Raw genomic sequence first — 21054 nt, 5'->3', positions numbered from 1 at the left:
CACGTCGCGGGGCGCCCGGGGTGTCAGACTGCCCGCCATGGGGTCGATCTACGCGTTCATGGCGGGTGTCAACGACTACCCGTCGCACATCGCCACGCCGCTCACGGGCTGTGTCAACGACGTCCGGGAGGCCCGGCGGCTGCTGGTGGAACGGACCGGGGGCGCCGCCGAGGTGCGGACGGTGCTGGACGGCGAGGTGACGGTCGCCGCCGTCGAGGACGGGATCCGCGGGTTCCTCGGGTCGGCCGGGTCCGGGGACACGGCGCTGTTCTGGTTCTCCGGGCACGGCACCCAGCGGCTCGCCACGGGTGCGGATCTGCTCGTCGAGGCGACGGGCTGGAACCAGGCGCTGGTCTGCGCGGACGGTCCGCTACCCGACAAGCGGCTCGGCGTGCTGCTCGACGAGGTGGCGGCTCGCGGGGTCACCGTGGTGGCGATCCTCGACTGCTGCTACTCCGGGGGCGCGACGCGCGACCCCCTGGTCCCGGCGGGCCTGACGGCCCGGTTCGCGCCGCCCCGGCCCGAGTGGGCGGCGGTGCGGGACGCGGTGGTGCCCGAGGGGCCCGCGCGGCATCTGCTGCTGGCCGCGAGCCGGCTCGACCAGCTGTCGTACGAGGGCTTCTACGACGGCCGCCGGCACGGCATGTTCACGCACGCCTTGCTGAACGCGGCGCGGACGGCGGGCCCGGACGCCACCTACCGGCAGCTGCTGGCGGCGGCCGACGCCCGGGTACGGCGCTCCGGCGGACGGCAGCAGCCGGTGCTGTACCCCGAGGCACCGGGCCCCGCCGATCTGCCGTTCCTCGCGGGCGCGGTGGCGGGCACGCCGAGCGAGCATCTGCTGCGCCACGGGCCGGACGGCTGGGAAGTGGACTGCGGCACCGGTCATGGGCTGCGGGACGACGCGGGCGCCGAGGGCACCCGGTTCGCGGTCGTGGGGGACGGCCCGGACGCGGGTGCCGTCGTACGGGCCAGGGTGGTGCGGGCCGACCGGTCGCTCGTGGACCCGGTGGACTGGACGCCGGACCCTGAGCGGGTCTACCCGCTGGCACTGACCGCGCTGGCGTCGGCGCCCGCGACGGTGAGCATCGAGGGGCCGGACGGACCCCTGCGGGCCGCCATCGGGTCGTACGGCGCCGGAGGCGGGCCCGCGCCGCACTTGCGGGTCGTCGAGACCCCGCAGGAACACGGCGACCCGCACTTCCGGGTGGTCGTGGCGGACGGCACGACACAGGTGCTGGGCCGGGACGGGACGGCGTTCGTCCAGCCGCTGCGGCTCGACGCCGGCACCTCCCCCGGCGACGCGCGACGTGTCGTGGACTGCCTGACGCACCTCGCCCGCTGGCATCGGCTGCGGGACCTGACCTCCCGTCCGTCGGTGCTGGACAACCAGGTGCGGGTGGAGATCGTGCCGTGGCACACCCCCGACGGCCCCGCGCTCATGCCGGACGGCAGGGGAGAGATCGTCTGCGAGTACGGACCGGAGGACTCGGGCGGCCCGCGCGAGCCCTGGGTCTCCATCCGGCTGCACAACCGCTCGCAGCGCCCCCTGTGGTGTGTGCTGCTCGACCTCACCGACAGCTATGCCTCGAACCCGGCGCTGTTCCCGGGCCACTTCATCGGCCCCGGACAGACGGGGTACGCCCTGAACGGCAATGCGGTGCAGCTCTCCCTGCCGGAGTCCCGGCCCGCCGTGCCCGGCGCGGAGGGCCGGGACTGGCTGAAACTGATCGTCTCGGAGGGCGAGTTGAACACGCTGCCCTTCCAGCTGCGGGCCTGGGACCCGTTGGCGCCGCCGGGCAGCCGCAACCCCGGCGAGGAGGACGACGGGGTGCTTTGGTTCGACGGCCCGGTACGCCCCTCGCGTGACGCCGGGCCCGTCAAGGGCGGCGGCGCCGGGCGCTGGAGCACCCGCACCATCGCCCTGCGCACCGTCGTGCCCCCGGCGGCCTATTGACCGAGGTGGGTGAAGCCCGCCCAGGCACTGAGGTCGTCCGGGTCGACGCAGCGGGCCCGCTCGGCGAGACGTTCGGGCAGGTCTGCGGGGAACTCGCGGGCCGGGTCCAGCATCCACAGCTGGGCCCGGCGCAGGGCGCGCGCGGGCGGCTCGCCCTCGGTGCGCAGGTAGTGGTGGGTCAGGAACATCAGCACCGAGGTCGCGTCGTCCGGCACCGGCCACAGCGAGCCGATTACGGACCGCGCTCCGGCCACCAGGAAGGCGGTGGCCAGACTGTAGGCCTCGTTGTACCCGCGCCCCGAGACATTGCTGCGGCACGCGGCGAGCAGCACGAGCCCGAGCCGCCCCCGCCCCGCGCCGCCGACGGCCTCGGTCAGCTCCTCGGCCGCCAGCTCACCGCCGTGCAGCGAGAGATGTGCCGTGCGCCGGGCGTCCCGCGCGATGGCGGCGTGACAGGCGAGATGCAGTACGGCACCTTCCTCGACGCCTTCCCCGGAGCCTCCTTCGGCACCGTGGCCGCCGCGCGTCAGCCACTCCAGCACCTGCTCGGGCGTCCCCGCCCCGTCCGCCTCCCCCGTGTCCCGGCGCCCGAGGAAACGCCCCCGCGGATAGAAGACCCGCTGGACCGCGTCCGCCTCCTCGCCCGCGTACCACAGGTCCCCGGTGGGGTTGCCCACGACGAGCGCGGCGCCCGAGTGGCCGACGGCGGGACGGGCGGCGACGTCGCACAGGAGGCGGGCGGAGGCGGCGTAGGAGATCTCCGCCTCGTGCAGCGCGTACCGGCGTCCGTCGTCCGGCCCGGGACCCCACGCGGCGTGCCAGGGGACCAGGCTGAGCGTGTCCATCGGTATGAACACCAGCCGGGGCACGCGTCCGGTGCGGGTGGCGAACATGTCGAGCAGCGGCCGCATTCCGGCGTACCAGGCCCATCCGCACAGCCTGTCGAGACGCTGCCGCAGCGACGGGCGGGCGGTGGCGGCCGACTGGTAGCCGGGTACGGGGCCCATGTCGCGGTCCGCGACGCCGCCCGCTGCCGCCGCGTACTCCCGCAGTGCCGCCGCGTCCGCCCGCAGGGCCGGCAGCGGGACGGAGTGGACCGCGCCCGTGGAGGTGACGACGACGGCGGTGCCGGGGGTCTCGTCGGTGACGGGCACCAGGTAGACGAGGGCGTCCTTGCGGAGGGCGCGCAGGGCCGTGCCGATCTCGTCGGGCGACGGCGGGTCGAGGAGGCGGTCCTGGACGGAGTCGGTGCCGGTGAGCGCGGCCAGGACCCGGCGGCGCAGGCTGCTGGGGACGCTCTGGGAGGCGCGCATCGCGGTGAGCGGGTCGGCCGGTTCGCTGCCGAGGCCCGCGGCCTGCCACTCGTCGGCGAGATCGTCGCGCCCGGCCGCGACGAGGCGTTCGGGCACGGTGCGGGAGGTGGTGGCGGCGTGCAGGACGAGACCGCGGCAGGCGTCGAGGGCGCGCACGGCCTCCTCGGGGGCGTTGTCGCGCAGACACCATCCGGCGACTTCGAACGCGGTGTCGGTGGCCTCCCGCACGGCCTGTGCGGCGTGTTCGGTGCCGGACTGCAGCAGCGCGGCCCAGGCGTGGCCGCGCAGGGCGTCGAGGCCGGTGCGGCGGCCTGCGGCGCGGTCGTCCCGGCTGAGCTCGCCGCGGGTGCGGTAGGCGCGGCCGAGGGCGAGTCCGGTGCCGGCGTAGAGGCGGTGCTCGGGGCCGCCGGCCAGGTCCATCGCGCTCTCCAGCAGGGCGATGCCGCGGGTGAGGTGGCGGGTGCGGGCGGCGGGCAGGCGTTGCATCTCGGCGAGCGCGCAGTGGCTGCTGCCGAGGCAGTGGGCGTAGCGCAGTTTGCTGTCGCTGCCCTCGTCGACCAGGTCGTAGGCCTCCTGGAGCAGTTCCATGGCCTCGGCGAGCAGCTGGGGGTCCCGGGCCTCGCCGGCCCGCACACAGCGGGTGATGCCGTTGTCGCCGAGCACCCAGGCCCGGTGGTCGCGGGGCAACTGCTTGGCCGCGCGGCGCAGTTCGAACAGGGACGGCCGGCCGACGAGGGGCGGCGCGGGCGGGGCGCCGAGGGTGCGGGCGAGACGGTCGCGGGCCGAGCGGGCGTTCTCCAGGTGGGTCCACAGTTCGACGCGTGAGTGGTCGTCGGGGTCGAGGGTGGCGTGGGCCGCCTGCAGGTCGGCGAGGTGCCGGTCGGTGGCGGCCAGGTCGCCGCGCTGGGCCGCGGCCGCGGCGTCGAACGCGGACTGCTGGGCGGCCATGACCTTGCGCAGATGCGGGGTGAGCGCGGGGTTGTCGCGCAGCTTCCCCCACATCGCGGCGGCGGCCTCCATGTCGTCCCCGGCCCCCGCGGTCTGTCCCCGGTGGTGGGTGGCGGCGATCCGGGCCAGGTCGATGCCGTGGCCCAGGCCCTGGTCGCCGCCGCTCGCGTCGGCCGCCTCCTCGGCACGCGCGAGGTGGTCGAGGACCTCGTCCATGCCCCGGCCCGTGCCGGCGAGTTCCTCACGCAGCCGCACCGTGGCGACGACGGCATGGGCCCTGCGCTGCCACACCGGGTCGTCCTCGCCCCAGGAGAGGGCGCAGTCGATCAGCTCCTCCTTCTGCTCGGCGGGGATGTGGGTGCCGTGCGGGTCGAGGAGCATGCTGTGCGAGAGCAGGGCGACGGCGAACCAGGCCCGGTCCCGCCCCGGCTCCAGTTCGCGGAAGCGGGCGTAGCCGTGGTCGAAGCCCTCCCCCAGCCGGCCGACGCCGCCGAACGACTTGAAGATGCCGGGGAAGTCCTCGCTGCTGTCGCTGAAGTCGAGGAAGCCACGCCCGGACTCGAGGTCCCTCAGCATGGCGAGGTAGGCCTCCCGGGCGTCGTCGGTGCCCATTCCCTCCGGGACGCCGTCGCCCGCCTCGGGCACGATGCCGTGCGCGTCCTCCAGGGTGATCCAGGCCCAGGCTCCCATCATCCGGGCGAGCTGACGCATCCCGTCGTCGAACGCCTCGTCGGCGAGGACCAGCCCCGCGGCCTCGGCCACGTCGTGCAGGCGGCCCGGGTCGGGATCGTCCCGGTAGCGGCTCTGCTGGAAGACGCCGAGGAAGAGGGCGGTGGTGGTGACCGCGCCGTCGCGTTCGGGCACCCACTCGTCGACGGCCTTGCGGATCAGGGCGATCGCCCGGTCCTGGGCGGCCCCGTCGCCGCGGACGCCGCCGCGTTCGAAGAGCAGCCGGCCGAACGTGTCCAGGTACAGCGGCGGCAGCCGGTCGACGTCGGCCGGGTCGGCGAGCAGCCCGGCGAGCTCCACCTCGGCGGCGGCGGCCTGCGCGTGGTCCTTCCAGTGGGCCCAGATCGTGGCACGGACGAAGACCGCGCGGATCTCGGCCTCCCAGGCCCAGGAGGGCGGCGTATCCGTCGTCTGCCGGACTTCGAGCAGCGCGGCGCCGAACTCCTCCCGCGCCCGCTCCAGTTCCTCCCGGTCCTGGGTCATCCGGCCGTGCGCCATCAGCGCGAGACCGAGGCTGTGCCGCAGCAGCGGCACGTCGGTGCCGGGCAGGCCGGCGTCCAGGGCGGCGCCGTAGTGGCGGGCCGCGGCCTCGGCGTCCGCCGGGTCGGAGCGCAGCTCCACGCGCTCCAGGTGCAGATAGCCGCGCGACACCATGAGGTCGACGGCCTCCTCGCTGCCGGGTTCCAGGGTGCGGGCGGCGTCCTCGTGCAGCCGCAGCGCCTCGTCGAGGAGTTCCAGACGCCGCGCGGCCGGTCCCTCGCAGCCCATGTAGCGCTGCTTGGCGCAGGCGGCGAGGAGTTGCCGGGCCAGATCGCGTACGAGGTCGTGGTAGTCGTCCGCGTCGTCCAGGCCGGAGACGCCGTCCCGCAGCAACTCCCACATCTCCTCGCGGAGTTCGGGGCTCGGCGCGGCGTCGTACTGGAAGGCCCGGACATGCCCGTAGAAGATCCGCCAGGCCGCCCAGTCCCCGCCCGCGAGGTGGCCGTCGTCGTCCCCCGGCGTCCGGAAGGCGAGCGCGAACGCCTCGGCGGCCAGCCTCAGGTCCTCCTCGCCGCCCTCCATCACCAGCAGGCGGTAACTGAGCTCGCCGACCAGCCCGCACAGGGCGGGTGCGTCGGGGTCGTCGGAGGCGGTGTTCGCGAGGGTGTCGAGGAGTTCGTCGCGGTGGGCGCGGACTTCCTCGGCGGTCGGGTTCAGGTCGGTCACGGTGCGAGCATTCCAGGAAGCCGGGGGGTCAACGCCTCGTGTCAGGGGGCGAGTTGGACGAGGTAGGGCGCGAGGACGGAGTTGAGCCACTCGACGCCCTCGGCGGTGTCGAAGTCGGTGACGTCCTCCTCCCGCGCGGGCAGTTCCCCGGCGAGGCCGCGGTCGCCGAACAGGACCACCGCCCGTTCCGCCGGCTCCCGCTTGGACGACCACACCAGCCCCTGCGCCCACGGGCCGGCGTTGCGGCGGATCCAGTGCGCCCAGTCACGCGTGTAGGCGTACTCCTGGGCCTCGGCGTGCACCAGCCAGCTGTCCTGGTGCACGGCGGCCAGGTCCCGCGCGCTCATCAACGGCAGGACACACAGGTCGGCGGCGAGCCGCAGGGTGGTCATCCGGCGGCCCTCGATCGCGCGGTGCGGCAGCAGCCGGGGTCCGCCCGAGGGGTCGAAGGGCAGGGAGCGCAGCAGGGTCTCGCAGACGGCGGCGGCCGGGCCGAGCCCGGCGTACAGATAGCCGTACCGGTCGCAGGAGGTGGCGTCGAAGCGGCCCCCGCCGTACAGGCAGTGCGACGGCTTCGGGTTGAACGAGGCGGCGGGGTGGCGGGAGGCGTGGACGCGGTACAGCAGGGTGCCGCGGGTCAGCGTGACCTTCCCGGGAGTGCCGGTCAGCGCGTCCGGTGGCCGGTAGTTGGGCACGGGCTACTCATCCTCCATCAGGAACCGTGCGGTGTCGGCGAGTCGGTGGTCGCGGCCGGTGCCGAGCAGTCGTGCGGGGCTGGTGCCGAGCCAGGCGTTGGCGGACAGCCACCAGTCGGCGGCGCCCCACGGGTCGCGGTCGGCGGCGAGCAGGCCGTTGACCTCCAGTACGACGGGCCAGGGCAGGGTGTCCTCGGAGAACTGGAAGCGCGGCAGCCGCACCTGTCCGCCGGTCCCCCGCAGCCGGATCAGATCGGGCGCGAAGGGGTCGCCGCCGCGCAGGCGCAGGTCCTCGGCGTCCAGCGCGGGCTCGGCGAGCAGCCGTTCGCGTACCGGGCCGAGCACCGGCCCCACCATCCGGTGCCCGTCGATGAGCAGGACGGCGAGGTCCTCGGGCGCGAACCCCTGCACGGTCACCCGCCCGCCGGGTGCCGGGGTGGCGACGAGCCTGGCCCCGGTGTCCTCGCCGAACTCCTCGGGGACTCGCTCCCGCAGCAGCCCCGCGGCCTCGCGAGCGGCGCCGCGGCGGACGTCCGGGTCCTGGCCCCCGGCCCGTACGAGACCGAGCAGGACGGCCAGCCGATCGCGGGTGTCCCGCCCGATCCGGTCCGCGACGAGCCCCCACTTCGCCGCCGCGGCGGCCAGGACGACGTGCGCGTCGAGCGGCTCCTCGCTCTCCGGGTGGAAGTGCGGGGGCGGTGGGTGTCCCATCAGTCCTCCCTGGCGGCCAGCAGCCGTTCCAGCAGATCGGCGCGGGCGTGTCGGCGTACGACGAAGTGGATCTCCCAGTCGGCGCCGCGGGCGAGTTCGGCCTCGACGGCGGCCCACAGCGCGGCGAAGCTCTCCAGCGGGCTGAGGCCGCCGCGTCCGGCGCCGAGGAGCGGCAGGCAGACCGAGCGCAGGGGCGGGTCGTGCCGTGCGGCCTCCTCGGCCAGCAGCGCGAAGACCCGGGCGACGCCTCTGGTGATGTCGGCCGGCTGCACGTCGTAGTCGTTGCTCTCCGGGCGGGGTACGGCCACGGCGACGTGGTAGATGCGGCGGATGCCCTGCCCGTCGAGCGCGCCGGCGGAGGTGACGGCGACGGTACCGGGCTGTGCCGCCCGGCCGGGAGCCCCGTGCCGGGCGGTCCAGCCCCGTAGCTCGTCGTCGATCCTGTCGTCGACGAGTCCCCCGACGGGGTCGCGGTGCGCGCCCGCGCGGCGCAGCGTGGCGGAGACGGACGACTTGTACGGCGCGGGCAGCGCGAAGTAGGTGTTCGTCGGGGAGACGACGACGTCGATGTCGCGCAGCAGGTCGACGGAGTGGACGTGCAGAGTGACGGGGACGGTCCCGTGCTGGACACGGACGGGCAGTGTGCGATGGGCGGCGGGGATGCGGTCGTACGACACCGGCGCGGCCCCCGCACGAGCACCGCTTTCGGCGCCGAGCTGGACGATCTGCTCGGCGACCTGCCCGAGGACCATCAGCTCATGGTGTTTGCGGAAGCGTTCGACACTCACCCCGTACACCTGGGCGGCCCGTCTGCGCCGGTCGGCGGCGGGCCAGTCGCGGGTGCCCTGCGCGAGGCCGAGGCTGTACTCGGCGGCGGTCTGGAGGGTGCCGCCGCCCATGCGGGAGACGGCGAGCCGTAATACCTTCTCCACCGGCCCCCCTGGCGACTCGCCGTCCCCCCGCGGAAGGTCACGGGCGACCCCGGCAAGTGCCGGCACGTCGAGTGCGCGCAGTCTGACGACTCCCGCTCGCCGCACCTTCCGCACCTCCGCGAGGACCGCTCCGTGATCGGGCGCGTGAGGAGACGGCGGCATGACGATCAGCATCGCACCGCCGCCACGGCCCTCACAACCCCGTTCCCGCCCCTCCATTCCAACGCACGCCCCGGGCGCGAACGGGTCATGTCCGGGGCGTGTTCGGGGCGTTGGGGGGGCGGGCGGTTCGCCGGGACGGAGGAACGCCTAGACGAAGACGCTCAACACCCCGGCCACCAGGAACCCGGCCACCGACAGCACACTCTCCAGCACCGTCCACGTCTTCAACGTGTCCCGCTCACTGATGCCGAAATACTTCGCGACGATCCAGAAGCCGCCGTCGTTGACGTGCGAGGCGAAGATCGAGCCGGCCGAGATGGCCATGATGACCAGGGCGATGAAGGCCTGGGAGTGGTCGCCCTCGGTGAGGAGGGGGGCGACGATGCCGGCCGTGGTGACGATGGCGACCGTCGCCGAGCCCTGGGCGACCCGGAGGACCACGGAGATCAGGTACGACAGCACGATCACCGGGAGGCCGACGTCGTTGAAGGTGTCGGAGAGGGCCTGGGCGACGCCGCTGCCCTTGAGGACCGCGCCGAAGACACCGCCCGCGCCGACGACCAGGAGGATGTTGCCGACGGGCTTCAGCGACGAGGTCGACACCGTCTCCAGGGACTTGCGGGACCAGCCGCGGCGGATGCCCAGCAGGTAGTACGCGAGGAGCAGGGCGATCGTCAGGGCCACGAACGGGTTGCCGAAGAACTCGATCACCGAGCGGGCGGTGGACGGGTCCAGGGCGATCGAGGAGAACGTCGCGGCCAGGATCAGCACCAGCGGCGTACCGATGATGGCGAGGACCGTGCCGAGCGGCACCGGCTTCTCCTGGGGCTCGACCCCGGCCGCCCGCTGCTCGTCGATCACGGCCTGCTTCGCCTCGTCCGCCGCCTCGACCATGTCCTGCGGTACGGCGACGAAGATGCGCCGCCCGATCCAGGCCGAGAACGCCCACGCGGCCAGCACCGCCGGGATGCCGCAGACGATGCCCATGAGGATGACCCAGCCGAGGTCCACGTGGAGCAGACCGGCCGCCGCGACCGGGCCGGGGTGCGGGGGCAGGAAGGCGTGCGTCATCGACAGGCCCGCCAGCAGCGGCAGGCAGTACAGCAGGATCGACTTCCCCGAGCGCTTGGCGGCGGCGTACACGATCGGCGCGAGGACGAAGATGCCGACGTCGAAGAAGACCGGGATACCGAAGATCAGGCCGGTCAGCCCCATGGCCACAGGGGCGCGCTTCTCACCGAAGAGGTTGAGGAGACGGGACGCCAACACCTCCGCGCCGCCGCTCACTTCGAGGATCGCGCCGAGCATCGTGCCCAGGCCGATGATGATCGCGACGTGGCCGAGGATGCCACCCATGCCGGACTCGATGGTCGACACGGCGTCGCTCCGCTGGACCGTGCCGAAGAGTTCGGTGACCGACAGGCCGGCCATCAGGCCGACGGCTATGGAGACCGCGAGCAGCGCCACGAAGGGCTGCAGACGCACCTTGATGATCAGGAACAGCAGGAGGGCGATACCGATGGCGGCGACGGTCAGGAGACCGGCCGTACCGTCGATCCAGAGGAGCAGGCCGCCGGTGTGGGGTGGGGCCTCGGCGGGGGCGGATGCGGCGAGCGGGAGGGACAAGGGGGACATTCGGGGGTCCTCGGGGTAAGTACATGCTGCTTTCGGGCAGGGGGAATCGCGGCACGGCACCACAGCGGGCGCCGTGCCGTTCACGGCGTGCGGGAGTTGAGTGGCGTCAGCCGAGCACGGCCAGCGCGTCGATCTCGATGAGGAGCCCGGCGGGCAGACCGACGTACACGGTCGTGCGGGCGGCGGGCGGCTGGGTCAGGCCCTGCGCCTCGAAGTAGGCGTTGTAGATCTCGTTCATCTCGGCGAAGTGGGCGACGTCCGTCAGATAGACGCGGATCATCATCACGTCGTCCCAGGAGGCTCCGCCCTCCTCCAGGATCGCCTTGACGTTGGCGAGGGTCTGGAGGGTCTGCTCGCGCAGGGTGGGACCGGCGGGCGTCGGGGCCTGGCCCTCGACCGCGGGGAGGAACCCGACCTGGCCGGCGACCTGGAGGATGTTCCCCTTCCTCACACCGTGCGAGAACTTCGCGGGCGGGGTCGTGTGGGTCTTGGGGGTGAGTGCGATCTTCTCGGCCTTCTCAGCCTTCTCAGCCTTCTCGGTCGTCTCGGTCGTCTCGGTCGTCTCGGTCTTCTCGGTCATACGGATTCCTTGCCGTCCTCGGTCATACGGAGTTCTTCGCTGAGGTCCTGCCGGAGTACTCGCCGCTGATGTCGTCCGCCGTACGGCGGACGAGCGGGAGCAGCGTGAGGAGTTCTTCGGCGGTGACGACGACGTTCGGCGCGGACACCGACATCGCGGCGACGACCCGGCCGTCGGCGCCGCGGATCGGCGCGGCGACGCAGTTGATGGACTCCTCGTGGCCACCGAGGTCGGTGGCCCAGCCCTGTTCGCGCACCTTGGCCAGTTCCTTGAGGAAGGCCTCCTGGTTGGGCGTCGAACGGGCCGTGTACATGGGGTAGTCGAGCTTGTCGACGAGTACGCGGCGCTCGTGTTCGGGCAGGTCGGCGAGCAGCAGCTTCGCGACGGCGGCGACGGTGATGGCGACGGGCTTGCCGATCCGCGAGTACATCCGCACCGGGTAGCGGCTCTCGACCTTGTCGATGTACAGCACCTCGTCCTCCTCGTACACGGCGAGGTGGACGGTGTGTCCGCACTGCTCGTTGAGGCGTACGAGGTGAGGGTGGGCGATCTCGCGGATGTCGAGGTTCTCCATCGCCTCCTGGGCGAGGGCGATGAGGCGGGCGCCGAGGCGGTAGCGCTGGTCGGACTGGCGGTAGACCATGCCGTGCTCGTGGAGGGTGCGCAGCAGGCGCAGGGCCGTGGATTTGTGCACGCCGAGGCGGTCGGCGACCTGGCCGAGGTCGGCGGGGCCCTCCGCGAGCAGCGGCAGGATGCTGAGTGCTCGGTCGACGGTCTGGCTCATGGCGTACGTACCTCCTCGTCGGCCCTTCGCTCGGCTTGCGTCCAGCCGGGGCCGAGTCGAAGTTTCTCCCACGCGGCGTCGTCGAGGGCGGCCAGGCGGTCGGCGTGGTCGCGGGAGGGGGGTGCGGCGAGGTCGCCGGGGGCGGTGAGGGTGGCGGCGGCCCAGAGGTGGGCGTGGCGGAGGCGGTCCCGTACGGGCAGGTCGCGGAGGGTGGCGGAGAGGAAACCGGCGGCGAAGGCGTCGCCGGCACCTGTCGCTGCCGCGACGTGAACGTGGAGGGCGGGTACGAAAGTGGCCGCCGATTCGTTCGTACCCGGCGTCTGTGCCGGCCGGGGGCGGGTCGCGCAGCCCGGCGCTTTCGCGCCGCCCGCAGCTTGCGACGGGGAGCCGTATGCCGACCTCAGGGGCGCGGGGCTGTGACATATGCGGCTCTGCCGCGTGGGCGCGACCAGCCCACCACCACTCGCAGTCGACACAGATGCCGTGGCCCCCGTTCCTCCCTGCTTCACCACCAGCACCCCGGGCTCCGGCAGCAACCCCCGGATCGCTTCCGGCCCGCCGGTGACCCCCCACGCTGCCTCCGCCTCGTCCTCCCCCACGAACACCACATCGGCCCGGCGGGCCAGATCCAGCAGCACCGTCGGACCGCTGTCGTCCCCCCACAACCCGGGCCGATAGTTGACGTCGAACGAAACCAGCGGACGCCGCTCCCCCGGCCCCGTCAGCTCCCGCATCAGCACCAGGCACCCTTCCGACAGGGCCGCCGTGATCCCCGACAGATGCAGTACCCGCCCCGCCCGCACCGCCTCCAGGTCCACGTTCTCCACGGACATCGCCGACGCCGCCGACCCCGCCCGGTAGTACGCCACCTCGTGCGCGTCCGTCCCGCGGTCCCCCGCCGTGCGGAAGTACACCCCCGTCGGCCGCGCCGGATCCCGTCGTACGGACGCCACGTCCACGCCGTAGCCCCGGATCGCCTCCACCAAGTGGTCGCCGAACCCGTCGGCCCCCACCCGGCTCACCCACCGCACCGCATGCCCCGCGGCGGCGAGCCCGCACGCCACGTTCGACTCCGCGCCCCCGATCCCCCGCTCGAACGACGGCACATCGGCGAGGCGCCCCGGTCGGGTCGGCAGGAACGTGACCATGGACTCGCCGAGCGCGACAACGTCGACGACGTCGAGGGCATTGCGGGGTCCGGTGACAGTCACGATCGTCGTAGCTCCTCGGCGGTTTCGCGGGACGCGGCTCCGTTGACCCCGCGTTGGCCGAGATGTTAGACAGCTGTAAGCGATATACGCAATGAGCGTTGCAGTGAGTGCAACCGCCCAGATCAGGGAGGCTCCATGACAGCCGACAGCCCCGGCAGCCCCTCCGAAGCCCTCGCCCGCCTCGCCGAGGACCGTGTCGACCACCGCTTCAAGGGCCTCCCCCCGGACGCCGACGGCCTGACCGTCGCGGAGCTCGCCGCCCAGCGCCGCAACCTCTTCACCGGCGGCTTCGCCACCCCCGTCCTCGCGCTCTCCGCCGAGCGCCTGCAGCACAACCTCGACCTCATGGAGACGTACGCCGCCCGCCACGGCCTCGCCTTCGCCCCGCACGGCAAGACCTCCATGGCGCCCCAGCTGTTCCAGCGGCAGATCGAGCACGGCGCGTGGGGCATCACCCTCGCCGTGCCCCACCAGGTGCGGGTCGCGCGGGCGTACGGCGTCCAGCGGGTCTTCCTCGCCAACGAGCTGGTCGACGCGGCCGCCCTGCGCTGGATCGCCGGCGAGCTCAGCGCCGACCCGGACTTCCGTCTCGTCTGTTACGTCGACTCCGTGCGCGGCGTGGAGCAGATGGACGCGGCGCTGCGGAGCGCGGACGCCACCCGCCCGCTGGACGTCGTCGTCGAGCTGGCGGCCGGCGAGGGCGCCCGTACCGGCGTGCGCACGGAGGCCGAGTGCGCGGCCGTCGCGGACGCGGTGGCCGCCGTGCCGTCACTGCGGCTGGTCGGTGTCGCGGGGTACGAGGGCGAGGTGCCGCGGGCCGACCCCGAGCGGGTGCACGCGTGGCTGCGGCGGCTCGTCGCCCTCGCCGTCGAGTTCGACAAGGCGGGGCGGTTCGCGGGGCTGGGCCTCGACGAGATCGTCGTCAGCGCGGGCGGCAGCGCGTGGTTCGACGCGGTGGCGGACGTGTTCGCCGAGATCCCCGAACTGTCCCTTCCGGTGCTGAAGTTGCTGCGCTCCGGCGCGTACGTCTCGCACGACGACGGCCACTACCGCAAGCTGACCCCGTTCAACCGGGTCCCGCAGGAGGGCGCCCTCGAACCCGCCTTCCGGCTGTGGGCCCAGGTCGTCTCGCGCCCCTCCCCCGAGCAGGCCTTCGTCAACGCGGGCAAGCGGGACGCGGCGTACGACCTCGATCTGCCGTTCGCCCAGGTGGTCCGCCGGGAGGGGCGGGAACGCCCGGCGACCGGCATCTCGGTGACCGGTCTGTCCGACCAGCACGCGTGGCTGCGGACGACCGAGGAGGCGGACCTGGAGGTCGGGGACTGGGTCGGCATGGGGCTGTCCCACCCGTGCACATCGTTCGACAAGTGGCAGCTGATCCCGGTCGCTCAGGCGGACGGGACGGTCGTCGACTACATCCGCACGTTCTTCTAGGGGGTGCCGGTCGTGGAAGAGCTCGTCATCCGGGACGCGGAGGTCGTGGACGGCAGTGGCGGTCCCTCCTACCGCGCCGATGTGGTCGTGGACGGCGGCCGGATCGTGTCGATCGTGCGCGAGGCGGCTGCCGCCGGCTGTCAACGCCCGAAGGCTCGCCGGGAGTTGGATGCCGAGGGCCTCGTCCTCTCCCCCGGCTTCATCGACATGCACGCCCACAGCGATCTGGCACTGCTCCGGGACCCCGACCACAGCGCCAAGGCCGCGCAGGGCGTCACCCTGGAGGTCATAGGCCAGGACGGGCTGTCGTACGCCCCGGTCGACGACCGCACCCTCGCCGAGGTCCGCCGTGCGATCACCGGCTGGAACGGCCCCGGCGACGACATCGACTTCGACTGGCGGTCGGTGGGTGAGTACCTGGACCGCCTCGACGCCGGTTTCGAGGGCCGGGGCATCGCCGTGAACGCGGCGTACCTCATCCCCCAGGGCACGGTCCGCGCGCTCGCCGTCGGCTGGGAGGACCGGGTGGCGACGCCGGACGAGCTGGACCGGATGCGGCAGTTGGTCGCCGAGGGCATGGAGCAGGGCGCGGTCGGCCTGTCGTCGGGGCTTACGTACACGCCCGGCATGTACGCCAAGGACGCCGAGCTGACGGAACTGTGCCGGGTGGTGGCGTCGTACGGCGGCTACTACTGCCCGCACCACCGCTCCTACGGGGCCGGGGCCCTGGAGGCGTACGAGGAGATGGTGGCCCTGGCGAGGGAGGCGGGCTGTGCGCTCCATCTGGCCCACGCCACCATGAATTTCGGCGTGAACAAGGGCCGGGCGCCCGAGTTGCTGTCCCTGCTGGACAAGGCGCTCGCCGAAGGCGCCGACATCACCCTCGACACCTACCCCTACACACCCGGCTGCACGACGCTCGTCGCCATGCTGCCGAGCTGGGCGAGCGAGGGCGGGCCCGAGGCGGTCCTGGCCCGTCTGTCGGACGAGGAGACCGCCGAACGCATCCGCCACCACATGGAGGTCGTCGGCGCGGACGGCTGCCACGGGGTGCCCATCGAGTGGGACACGATCGAGATCTCGGGTGTGGGCGATCCGGCGCTGGGCGATTTCGTGGGCCGTACGATCCGGCAGTCCGCGGACCTTCGCGGCGAGGCGCCCTGGACCACCGCACGCCGTCTGCTCCTCGACGACCGGCTCGCCCCGACGATCCTCCAGCACGTGGGCCACGAGGAGAACGTGCGGGAGATCATGCGGCACCGCGTCCACACGGGCGGCTCGGACGGCATCCTTCAGGGCGCGAAGCCGCACCCGCGGGCCTATGGCACGTTCCCGCACTATCTCGGCCGGTACGTACGGGAGTTGAAGGTCCTGTCCCTGGAGGAGTGCGTGGCCCATCTGACCGGCCGCCCGGCGGCCCGGCTGCGGTTGCCGGACCGCGGGCTGGTACGCGAGGGCTACCGGGCGGACCTCGTCCTGTTCGACCCGGAAACGGTAGCGGCGGGCTCCACGTTCGAGGAGCCGCGCACGCTACCGACGGGCATCCCGCATGTCCTCATCGAAGGCCGTTTCGTGATCGAGGACGGCCGCCGCACGGACGAACTGGCGGGACGGGCAGTCCGTAGAACCGCGTAGCCGGTTACGGCTTGGGCAGCACGCACCCGCTCGCGCTCAGGTCGAGCTTGTTGTCGACGCCGAAGCAGGCGGGGATCTGGTACGTCTGCTGGGCGTAGTTGATGCCCTGGCGGACGGTGACGTTGCCGCTCTCGTCGACCTCGCACGGGTTGTTGACCGTGCAGCGCTGGCCGTCCTCGTTGCCGGTGTTGTTGACGGCGACGACCTGCTTGGTGGCCTGGTCGATGACGGGGGAGCCGGAGGTGCCGCCGATGGTGTTGCAGGCGGAGGTGTAGCGGACCGAGTCCTTGAAGGTCCAGTCGCCTTCCTTGAGGCGATAGGCGAACCCGTCGATGTTGCAGTTGTACAGCCGCTTCCAGTAGCCGGAGGCCACCGTGATGGCCGTGCCGGCGACCGGGTGGGTGTCGGCCATCTTCAGCGCGTCGATCCCGTACGAGCTCTTGATCTGCGCGTATGTGGTGGTGAGCTGATAGATCGCCACGTCCGTGTCGGTCATCGTCCCGTAGGCGATCTTGCTGGCGCGCAGCGTGCCGATCCGGGAACCGGACGAGTTGAGCAGCCCGAACGTCCGGCTGGAGGTCCGGTCGACGACGACCTCGCCGGGTCCCGGCATGCCGGTCTCCAGACAGTGGCCGTTGGACATCACCAGCGCCGGGTCGTTGTCCTCCGAGTCCGGGAACCGGACGACCGAGCCGGAACAGTTGCTGAGCGAGACGGTACCCGCGAAGTCGACGGCCCGGACCTGGGGGTTCAGGACCTGGTTGAGGCTCTCCGTGGTGGACGTGACGACGTCCCGCACCACCGAGGTGGCCGTGTCGGTGTCGGCGCTCTTGCCGAAGGACTCAGCCCTGTCCACGGGAGCCGCGACCGCGGGAGCGGCGCCGGCCCCGGCTATCGCCAGGGCGAGGAGGGCGGCGCCGAGAGGTTTTCTCATGTGGGGGTCCCCTCATAGAGGAGGGTGACCGGAAAATCTCCGGCCACCCGCACTTTTGTCATGCGCATTCTCACGCAGGAGGGGGGTGTCGACAAGGAGTTGATTACTGGTGAGTTCGCGCCGTAGGGGATTCCCTATCACGGCGAGTGAGCGCCAACAGGCCTACGGCGCAGGACGTTCACGAGAGGGTGCTGAGATCACCACAGCCGGGGGCGGCGCCGCGGCGCGCGCAGCGCACGGGCCCGCCCGACCACCGCGATCATCGACCGGGCGGCGAACGCCGAGTCTCAGGCGTCGCCCTGAGCGCCCTCCCCACCGGCGTCGTCCGTGGACCCCGCATTCGGGCGGACCGCGAACCCCGACGTGTCGAGATCGAAGTCGAAGGGCGGGGCCACATACAGAGGCTCACCGAAGGGGACGGAGCGCCGGGACCGGTAGCCCCTCGGGGAGGGGTCCCAGAATGCGGTGATCTCCTGAAGTTGCATGTCGAGCACGAGGTACACCGGCACGATCCGCCCGTAGGTGTCCAGCTTGTCGAGCCAGTCCGCGTCCTTGGTCGAGTCCGACGTCAGCTCTGCGACGAGTGAGAGAGCGGTGCCGTCGGCGTGCCGGCCTTCGGCGTCGAAGGCGGCCTCGTCGGCGACGTGCAAGTCAGGGCCGAACCCCCGCTCGGAGCTGGGGAAGGTGAAGAGAAACGGCGCCACATCAACGTCATGCCCGTCCGGAGCATGGGGCTCCAGCTGCAGCCGCAGTGACTTCATCACCTTCTTGTAGCGCAGCTTCGACCACGGCGACACGACGATCTTCCCCCGGATGAGCTCGGCCTTGTAGCCGTCAGGTGTGTCCAGTCCCTCGACGATGCGGAGCATGTCCTCAAACGCATCGGACGCTTCCCCGGGAGGGCCGTCTATGGCCGTCGGGCGCTCGATCATGGTGGTCACCACGGTCCTCCGCTGGTTACAGAGCGTGTCGTCATTCCCACGATAGCGTCGGGCCACGGCGTCCGCCCGCCACTCCATCACCGTCACGCCGCTGCCACCCGGTCCGCGGCTCCGGCCCCAACCTCGCACCAAAGCAGCTTCCCGCCTGGACCGACGAGACCATTCCCGAGCGGATACCGGCCCCACGCGTCCGCCTAGTGGCATACGAGGAACAGCCCGCGTCCAAACTCATCGACGCCGCAGCACAGTTGACGAAATATCGATTGATCCTGGATCGAATGGAGGAAGCCGTCCTGGAGCCCAACGCCTCCCGCGACCTCATCCACCACGTCGCCCAAGACACCTGAAAGCCGCGCCGTGCCTGACACCGAACTCACCTGGCAGAAGTCGACCTACAACGAAGAAGGCTCCGCCTGCGTCTACCTCGCCACCAGCCCACAACAACTCGCCGTCCTGATATCAGCCCTGCGGCTGGGCCCTCAATCCGGCTTCTTGGTGTTGCCCTGACCCTGTCCCGGCTTGTCGTCCGAGTTGCCCGGCGCGTTCGTGGTCGCGGTGGGCGTGGAGGCAGGCGGGGGCGCGCTGGTGGTGTTTGGGTCGGGCGAGGGGCCCTTGTCGCCGGAGTCGGAATCGGAGTCCGAGTCGGAGTCGGAGCTGTCGGATGCGGACGGGCTCGTGGAGGCGCTCGGGGAGGTGCCGCGCGACGACTCGGTGTCGTCGGAGGGGCCGGCACCGGCGGAGGTGCCGCTGAAGGGCTCCGTCGGTATCGCCGGGTCCCCGGCCGTCGGGCTGGTCCGGTCGTGCTTGGTCTGGGCGCCGCCCCCCGCCGGGGAGGAGGAAGGGGACAGGGCGAAGCCGGCTATCAGCGCCGCCACCGACACCGCCCCCACCGCACCGGCGGCCACTGCGACGCGCCTCGAACGCCAGACGCCGGGCTGGTGCCGGCCTCGGTGGCTGCGGGGGCCGTCGCGGCCCGCGTCGAAGTCGTCGCCGTAGTCGTAGCCGGTTTCGTAGACGTAGTCGTAGCCGCCACCGCTGGCAGCGGACGCCCCGCCGGCCCCGCGATTCTCATGGGCACCATGAGCCCCATCGACCACCAGAGGCAGCTCGGTCGTCTCGTCGTACGCGTTCTGCCACCCGTGGGCGGCCGCGGGGTCGGCGTACGCCTCGTACACCGGGGACGACTCGACCAACGGGTGGTACACGTTCGGCGACGCCTCGGGCGCGTCGGCCGGCTGGATCCCGCCATGGGTGTCGTACGCATCGGGAGTACCGGGCGCACCCTGCACGGTATTCGCCCCGTACGTTCCGTTTTGATGCTCCGGCGGCCTGGACATGACCGCGCATTGTAGAGACCGGAGTGGCCACTGGGACAGCTACCGGCGATAACAGCACAAACCCCCGCGTCTCACGTGTCGGAAAACACGGCCCAAGGGGCGTTACCGGGCCGTAAGCTCCCTGACATGCAGGTGATCCAGTCGACCAAGCTCGCCAACGTCTGTTACGAGATCCGGGGCCCGGTGCTCGAGGAGGCGATGCGGCTCGAGTCGGCGGGGCATCGGATCCTCAAGCTGAACACCGGCAACCCGGCCGCGTTCGGCTTCGAGTGCCCGCCCGAGATCCTGGAGGACATCCTCCGCAACGTGTCCACGGCCCACGGGTACGGCGACGCGAAGGGGCTGCTCGCCGCACGCCGGGCCGTCGTCATGCACAACCAGACCCTCGGCATCGAGACCGACGTCGAGCACGTCTTCATCGGCAACGGCGTCTCCGAGCTGATCGTCATGGCGATGCAGGGACTGCTGGACGACGGCGACGAGGTGCTGGTCCCCGCGCCCGACTACCCGCTGTGGACCGCCGCCGTGTCGCTGTCCGGGGGCACCGCCGTCCACTACCGGTGCGACGAGCAGGCCGACTGGATGCCCGACCTCGCCGACATCGAGCGCAAGGTCACCGACCGCACCAAGGCCATCATCATCATCAACCCCAACAACCCGACGGGGGCCGTGTACGACGAGGCCATGCTCCGGGGGCTGACCGACATCGCCCGGCGGCACAACCTCCTCGTCTGCTCCGACGAGATCTACGACAAGATCCTCTACGACGGCGCCACGCACACCCCGACGGCCGCCGTCGCCCCCGACCTGCTCACCCTCACCTTCAACGGCATGTCGAAGGCGTACCGGGTCGCCGGGTACCGGGTGGGCTGGATGTCGATCTCGGGCCCCCGCGCCCACGCCGACTCCTACATCGAGGGCCTCACCATCCTCGCGAACATGCGGCTGTGCGCGAACATGCCCGGTCAGCACGGGGTCGTGGCCGCGCTGAGCGGGCGGCAGTCCATCAATGACCTGGTGCTGCCCGGGGGGCGGCTGAAGGAGCAGATGGACGTGGCGTACGAGCTGCTGACGCAGATCCCCGGCGTCACGTGCGTACGGCCGAAGGGTGCGCTGTACCTCTTCCCGCGCCTCGACCCCAAGGTCTTCAAGATCAAGGACGACCGGCAGCTGGTCCTGGACCTGCTGCGGCGCGAGAAGATCATGGTGGTACAGGGCAGCGGCTTCAACTGGCCGGAGTCCGATCACTTCCGGGTGGTGACCCTTCCGACGGTCACGGACCTGCGGGACGCGGTGGGGCGGATCGGACGGTTCCTGGACGGTTACAGCCAGCCCTGACACTTACGCCGCCTGACGCACACCCCGCCTGACGCTCACGCTGCGTGTACAGAGCGTCCGGCTTTGTGAGGCGCTCAACTTTAGACGGAATCTAAGCTAGGATGGCTTCCTGTCAGCGCACAGGAGGCCATCCCCATGTACGAACCGATCCGCACCAAGTCGGTCCACAGCACGATGGCCGGCAACACCACCGACTTCCCCCACCGCTCGCGTGAGGAGGAGCTGGACATCCAGCTCGCGGGCCATCTCGCCGCGCTGCTCGCCGTCACGGACGAGCTGCGCGCGACGGCACCCTCGGAGGACCTGGACCTCGCGGCCGAGCGGCTCGCCGGCCAGGTGGCCCGGCTGCGGGAAGGACGTAAGCCGGCCCGCGCGGTGGCCTCCGGCGGTAAGCCGAAGGTCGCGGCGCTGCATCGCCGTGCGCATGCCCTTGCGGGGCGGGCGCTGGTTGTCGCCGCGTCTCGCGCTGATACGGCTGCGGCGATCCTGGCCGCCGAGCGGATGGATGCGCATGCTGCTGCGCAGGCTGAGCCGCAGGAGTTGACCGGCGTCGGCTGACACCCGCTGATCGG

The 21054-nt window shown here is 72.1% G+C and carries 17 protein-coding genes; 6 read left to right on the top strand and 11 right to left on the bottom strand.

What is annotated here, in order from left to right; translation table 11 throughout:
• The first annotated feature begins 37 nt into the window (after nucleotides 1–37).
• Complete coding sequence (locus tag ACIBAG_RS23505) at nucleotides 38–1957, top strand: caspase domain-containing protein (protein WP_399107455.1); 1920 nt, start codon at nucleotides 38–40, stop codon at nucleotides 1955–1957.
• On the opposite strand, the gene ACIBAG_RS23500 is transcribed toward ACIBAG_RS23505, so the two are convergent.
• The 8 genes from ACIBAG_RS23500 to ACIBAG_RS23465 form a co-directional block, all read right to left on the bottom strand.
• On the bottom strand, nucleotides 1951–6153 hold the full coding sequence (locus tag ACIBAG_RS23500; RefSeq protein WP_399107454.1) for a CHAT domain-containing protein: 4203 nt from the start codon (nucleotides 6151–6153) through the stop codon (nucleotides 1951–1953). The genes ACIBAG_RS23505 and ACIBAG_RS23500 overlap by 7 nt on opposite strands.
• A gap of 41 nt (nucleotides 6154–6194) precedes the next feature.
• Nucleotides 6195–6848, bottom strand: coding sequence for an RES family NAD+ phosphorylase (locus ACIBAG_RS23495; protein ID WP_399107453.1), 654 nt, complete (start codon nucleotides 6846–6848; stop codon nucleotides 6195–6197).
• Between the two features lie 3 nt (nucleotides 6849–6851).
• Nucleotides 6852–7559 carry a hypothetical protein gene (locus tag ACIBAG_RS23490; protein WP_399107452.1) on the bottom strand — a complete coding sequence of 236 codons (708 nt, stop codon included), beginning with the start codon at nucleotides 7557–7559 and terminating at the stop codon, nucleotides 6852–6854.
• Nucleotides 7559–8653, bottom strand: coding sequence for a hypothetical protein (locus ACIBAG_RS23485; protein WP_399107729.1), 1095 nt, complete (start codon nucleotides 8651–8653; stop codon nucleotides 7559–7561). Before ACIBAG_RS23485 ends, ACIBAG_RS23490 begins: the two co-directional genes overlap by 1 nt.
• A 147-nt stretch (nucleotides 8654–8800) precedes the next feature.
• On the bottom strand, nucleotides 8801–10288 hold the full coding sequence (locus ACIBAG_RS23480) for a GntP family permease (RefSeq protein WP_399107451.1): 1488 nt from the start codon (nucleotides 10286–10288) through the stop codon (nucleotides 8801–8803).
• 106 nt (nucleotides 10289–10394) lie between these two features.
• Complete coding sequence (locus ACIBAG_RS23475; RefSeq protein WP_399107450.1) at nucleotides 10395–10868, bottom strand: RidA family protein; 474 nt, start codon at nucleotides 10866–10868, stop codon at nucleotides 10395–10397.
• Between the two features lie 22 nt (nucleotides 10869–10890).
• Entirely contained in the window at nucleotides 10891–11652 is a 762-nt protein-coding gene (locus ACIBAG_RS23470; protein WP_399107449.1) for an IclR family transcriptional regulator, read from the bottom strand.
• Complete coding sequence (locus ACIBAG_RS23465; RefSeq protein ID WP_399107448.1) at nucleotides 11649–12863, bottom strand: sugar kinase; 1215 nt, start codon at nucleotides 12861–12863, stop codon at nucleotides 11649–11651. Before ACIBAG_RS23465 ends, ACIBAG_RS23470 begins: the two co-directional genes overlap by 4 nt.
• Nucleotides 12864–12998: 135 nt before the next feature.
• Here ACIBAG_RS23465 and ACIBAG_RS23460 point away from each other — a divergent pair, with 135 nt between their 5' ends.
• Both ACIBAG_RS23460 and ACIBAG_RS23455 read left to right on the top strand, forming a co-directional pair.
• Nucleotides 12999–14297 (top strand): amino acid deaminase, encoded by a 1299-nt coding sequence (locus tag ACIBAG_RS23460; protein WP_399107447.1) that lies wholly within the window; start codon nucleotides 12999–13001, stop codon nucleotides 14295–14297.
• 12 nt (nucleotides 14298–14309) lie between these two features.
• On the top strand, nucleotides 14310–15932 hold the full coding sequence (locus ACIBAG_RS23455) for an amidohydrolase family protein (protein ID WP_399107446.1): 1623 nt from the start codon (nucleotides 14310–14312) through the stop codon (nucleotides 15930–15932).
• Nucleotides 15933–15936: 4 nt separating this feature from the next.
• Here the strand turns inward: ACIBAG_RS23455 and ACIBAG_RS23450 are convergent, their stop codons facing one another.
• Nucleotides 15937–16866: a serine protease gene (locus ACIBAG_RS23450; RefSeq protein WP_399107445.1), complete on the bottom strand. Its 930-nt coding sequence runs from the start codon at nucleotides 16864–16866 to the stop codon at nucleotides 15937–15939.
• A gap of 287 nt (nucleotides 16867–17153) precedes the next feature.
• Nucleotides 17154–17735 carry a Uma2 family endonuclease gene (locus tag ACIBAG_RS23445; protein ID WP_399107444.1) on the bottom strand — a complete coding sequence of 194 codons (582 nt, stop codon included), beginning with the start codon at nucleotides 17733–17735 and terminating at the stop codon, nucleotides 17154–17156.
• 429 nt (nucleotides 17736–18164) lie between these two features.
• Between ACIBAG_RS23445 and ACIBAG_RS23440 the strand changes: the two genes are divergently transcribed.
• The gene (locus ACIBAG_RS23440) at nucleotides 18165–18314 is read left to right on the top strand and encodes a DUF397 domain-containing protein (RefSeq protein ID WP_399107443.1); all 150 of its coding nucleotides are present in this window, start codon (nucleotides 18165–18167) and stop codon (nucleotides 18312–18314) included.
• On the opposite strand, the gene ACIBAG_RS23435 is transcribed toward ACIBAG_RS23440, so the two are convergent.
• Nucleotides 18287–19144 carry a hypothetical protein gene (locus tag ACIBAG_RS23435; RefSeq protein ID WP_399107442.1) on the bottom strand — a complete coding sequence of 286 codons (858 nt, stop codon included), beginning with the start codon at nucleotides 19142–19144 and terminating at the stop codon, nucleotides 18287–18289. The two genes, ACIBAG_RS23440 and ACIBAG_RS23435, sit on opposite strands and share 28 nt — an antisense overlap.
• A 126-nt stretch (nucleotides 19145–19270) precedes the next feature.
• On the opposite strand from ACIBAG_RS23435, the gene ACIBAG_RS23430 reads away from it, so the two are divergent.
• Together ACIBAG_RS23430 and ACIBAG_RS23425 are read left to right on the top strand one after the other, a co-directional pair.
• Complete coding sequence (locus tag ACIBAG_RS23430; protein WP_399107441.1) at nucleotides 19271–20482, top strand: pyridoxal phosphate-dependent aminotransferase; 1212 nt, start codon at nucleotides 19271–19273, stop codon at nucleotides 20480–20482.
• 135 nt (nucleotides 20483–20617) lie between these two features.
• Complete coding sequence (locus ACIBAG_RS23425; protein WP_399107440.1) at nucleotides 20618–21040, top strand: hypothetical protein; 423 nt, start codon at nucleotides 20618–20620, stop codon at nucleotides 21038–21040.
• Nucleotides 21041–21054: the final 14 nt, after the last annotated feature.

Origin of the sequence: Streptomyces sp. NPDC051243 (assembly GCF_044455405.1) — a bacterium.
In the GTDB taxonomy this organism is placed as follows: Bacteria; Actinomycetota; Actinomycetes; order Streptomycetales; family Streptomycetaceae; genus Streptomyces.
This window is presented reverse-complemented; position numbering and strand designations above follow the sequence as displayed.

Excerpts from the sequence above, each read along its gene's own strand:
- ACIBAG_RS23505 (WP_399107455.1), top strand. The coding sequence starts at position 38 with ATGGGGTCGATCTACGCGTTCATGGCGGGTGTCAACGACTACCCGTCG.
- ACIBAG_RS23490 (WP_399107452.1), bottom strand. The coding sequence starts at position 7,559 with ATGGGACACCCACCGCCCCCGCACTTCCACCCGGAGAGCGAGGAGCCG.
- ACIBAG_RS23485 (WP_399107729.1), bottom strand. The coding sequence starts at position 8,653 with ATGCCGCCGTCTCCTCACGCGCCCGATCACGGAGCGGTCCTCGCGGAG.
- ACIBAG_RS23480 (WP_399107451.1), bottom strand. The coding sequence starts at position 10,288 with ATGTCCCCCTTGTCCCTCCCGCTCGCCGCATCCGCCCCCGCCGAGGCC.
- ACIBAG_RS23475 (WP_399107450.1), bottom strand. The coding sequence starts at position 10,868 with ATGACCGAGAAGACCGAGACGACCGAGACGACCGAGACGACCGAGAAG.
- ACIBAG_RS23470 (WP_399107449.1), bottom strand. The coding sequence starts at position 11,652 with ATGAGCCAGACCGTCGACCGAGCACTCAGCATCCTGCCGCTGCTCGCG.
- ACIBAG_RS23460 (WP_399107447.1), top strand. The coding sequence starts at position 12,999 with ATGACAGCCGACAGCCCCGGCAGCCCCTCCGAAGCCCTCGCCCGCCTC.
- ACIBAG_RS23450 (WP_399107445.1), bottom strand. The coding sequence starts at position 16,866 with ATGAGAAAACCTCTCGGCGCCGCCCTCCTCGCCCTGGCGATAGCCGGG.
- ACIBAG_RS23445 (WP_399107444.1), bottom strand. The coding sequence starts at position 17,735 with ATGCTCCGCATCGTCGAGGGACTGGACACACCTGACGGCTACAAGGCC.
- ACIBAG_RS23435 (WP_399107442.1), bottom strand. The coding sequence starts at position 19,144 with ATGTCCAGGCCGCCGGAGCATCAAAACGGAACGTACGGGGCGAATACC.
- ACIBAG_RS23430 (WP_399107441.1), top strand. The coding sequence starts at position 19,271 with ATGCAGGTGATCCAGTCGACCAAGCTCGCCAACGTCTGTTACGAGATC.
- ACIBAG_RS23425 (WP_399107440.1), top strand. The coding sequence starts at position 20,618 with ATGTACGAACCGATCCGCACCAAGTCGGTCCACAGCACGATGGCCGGC.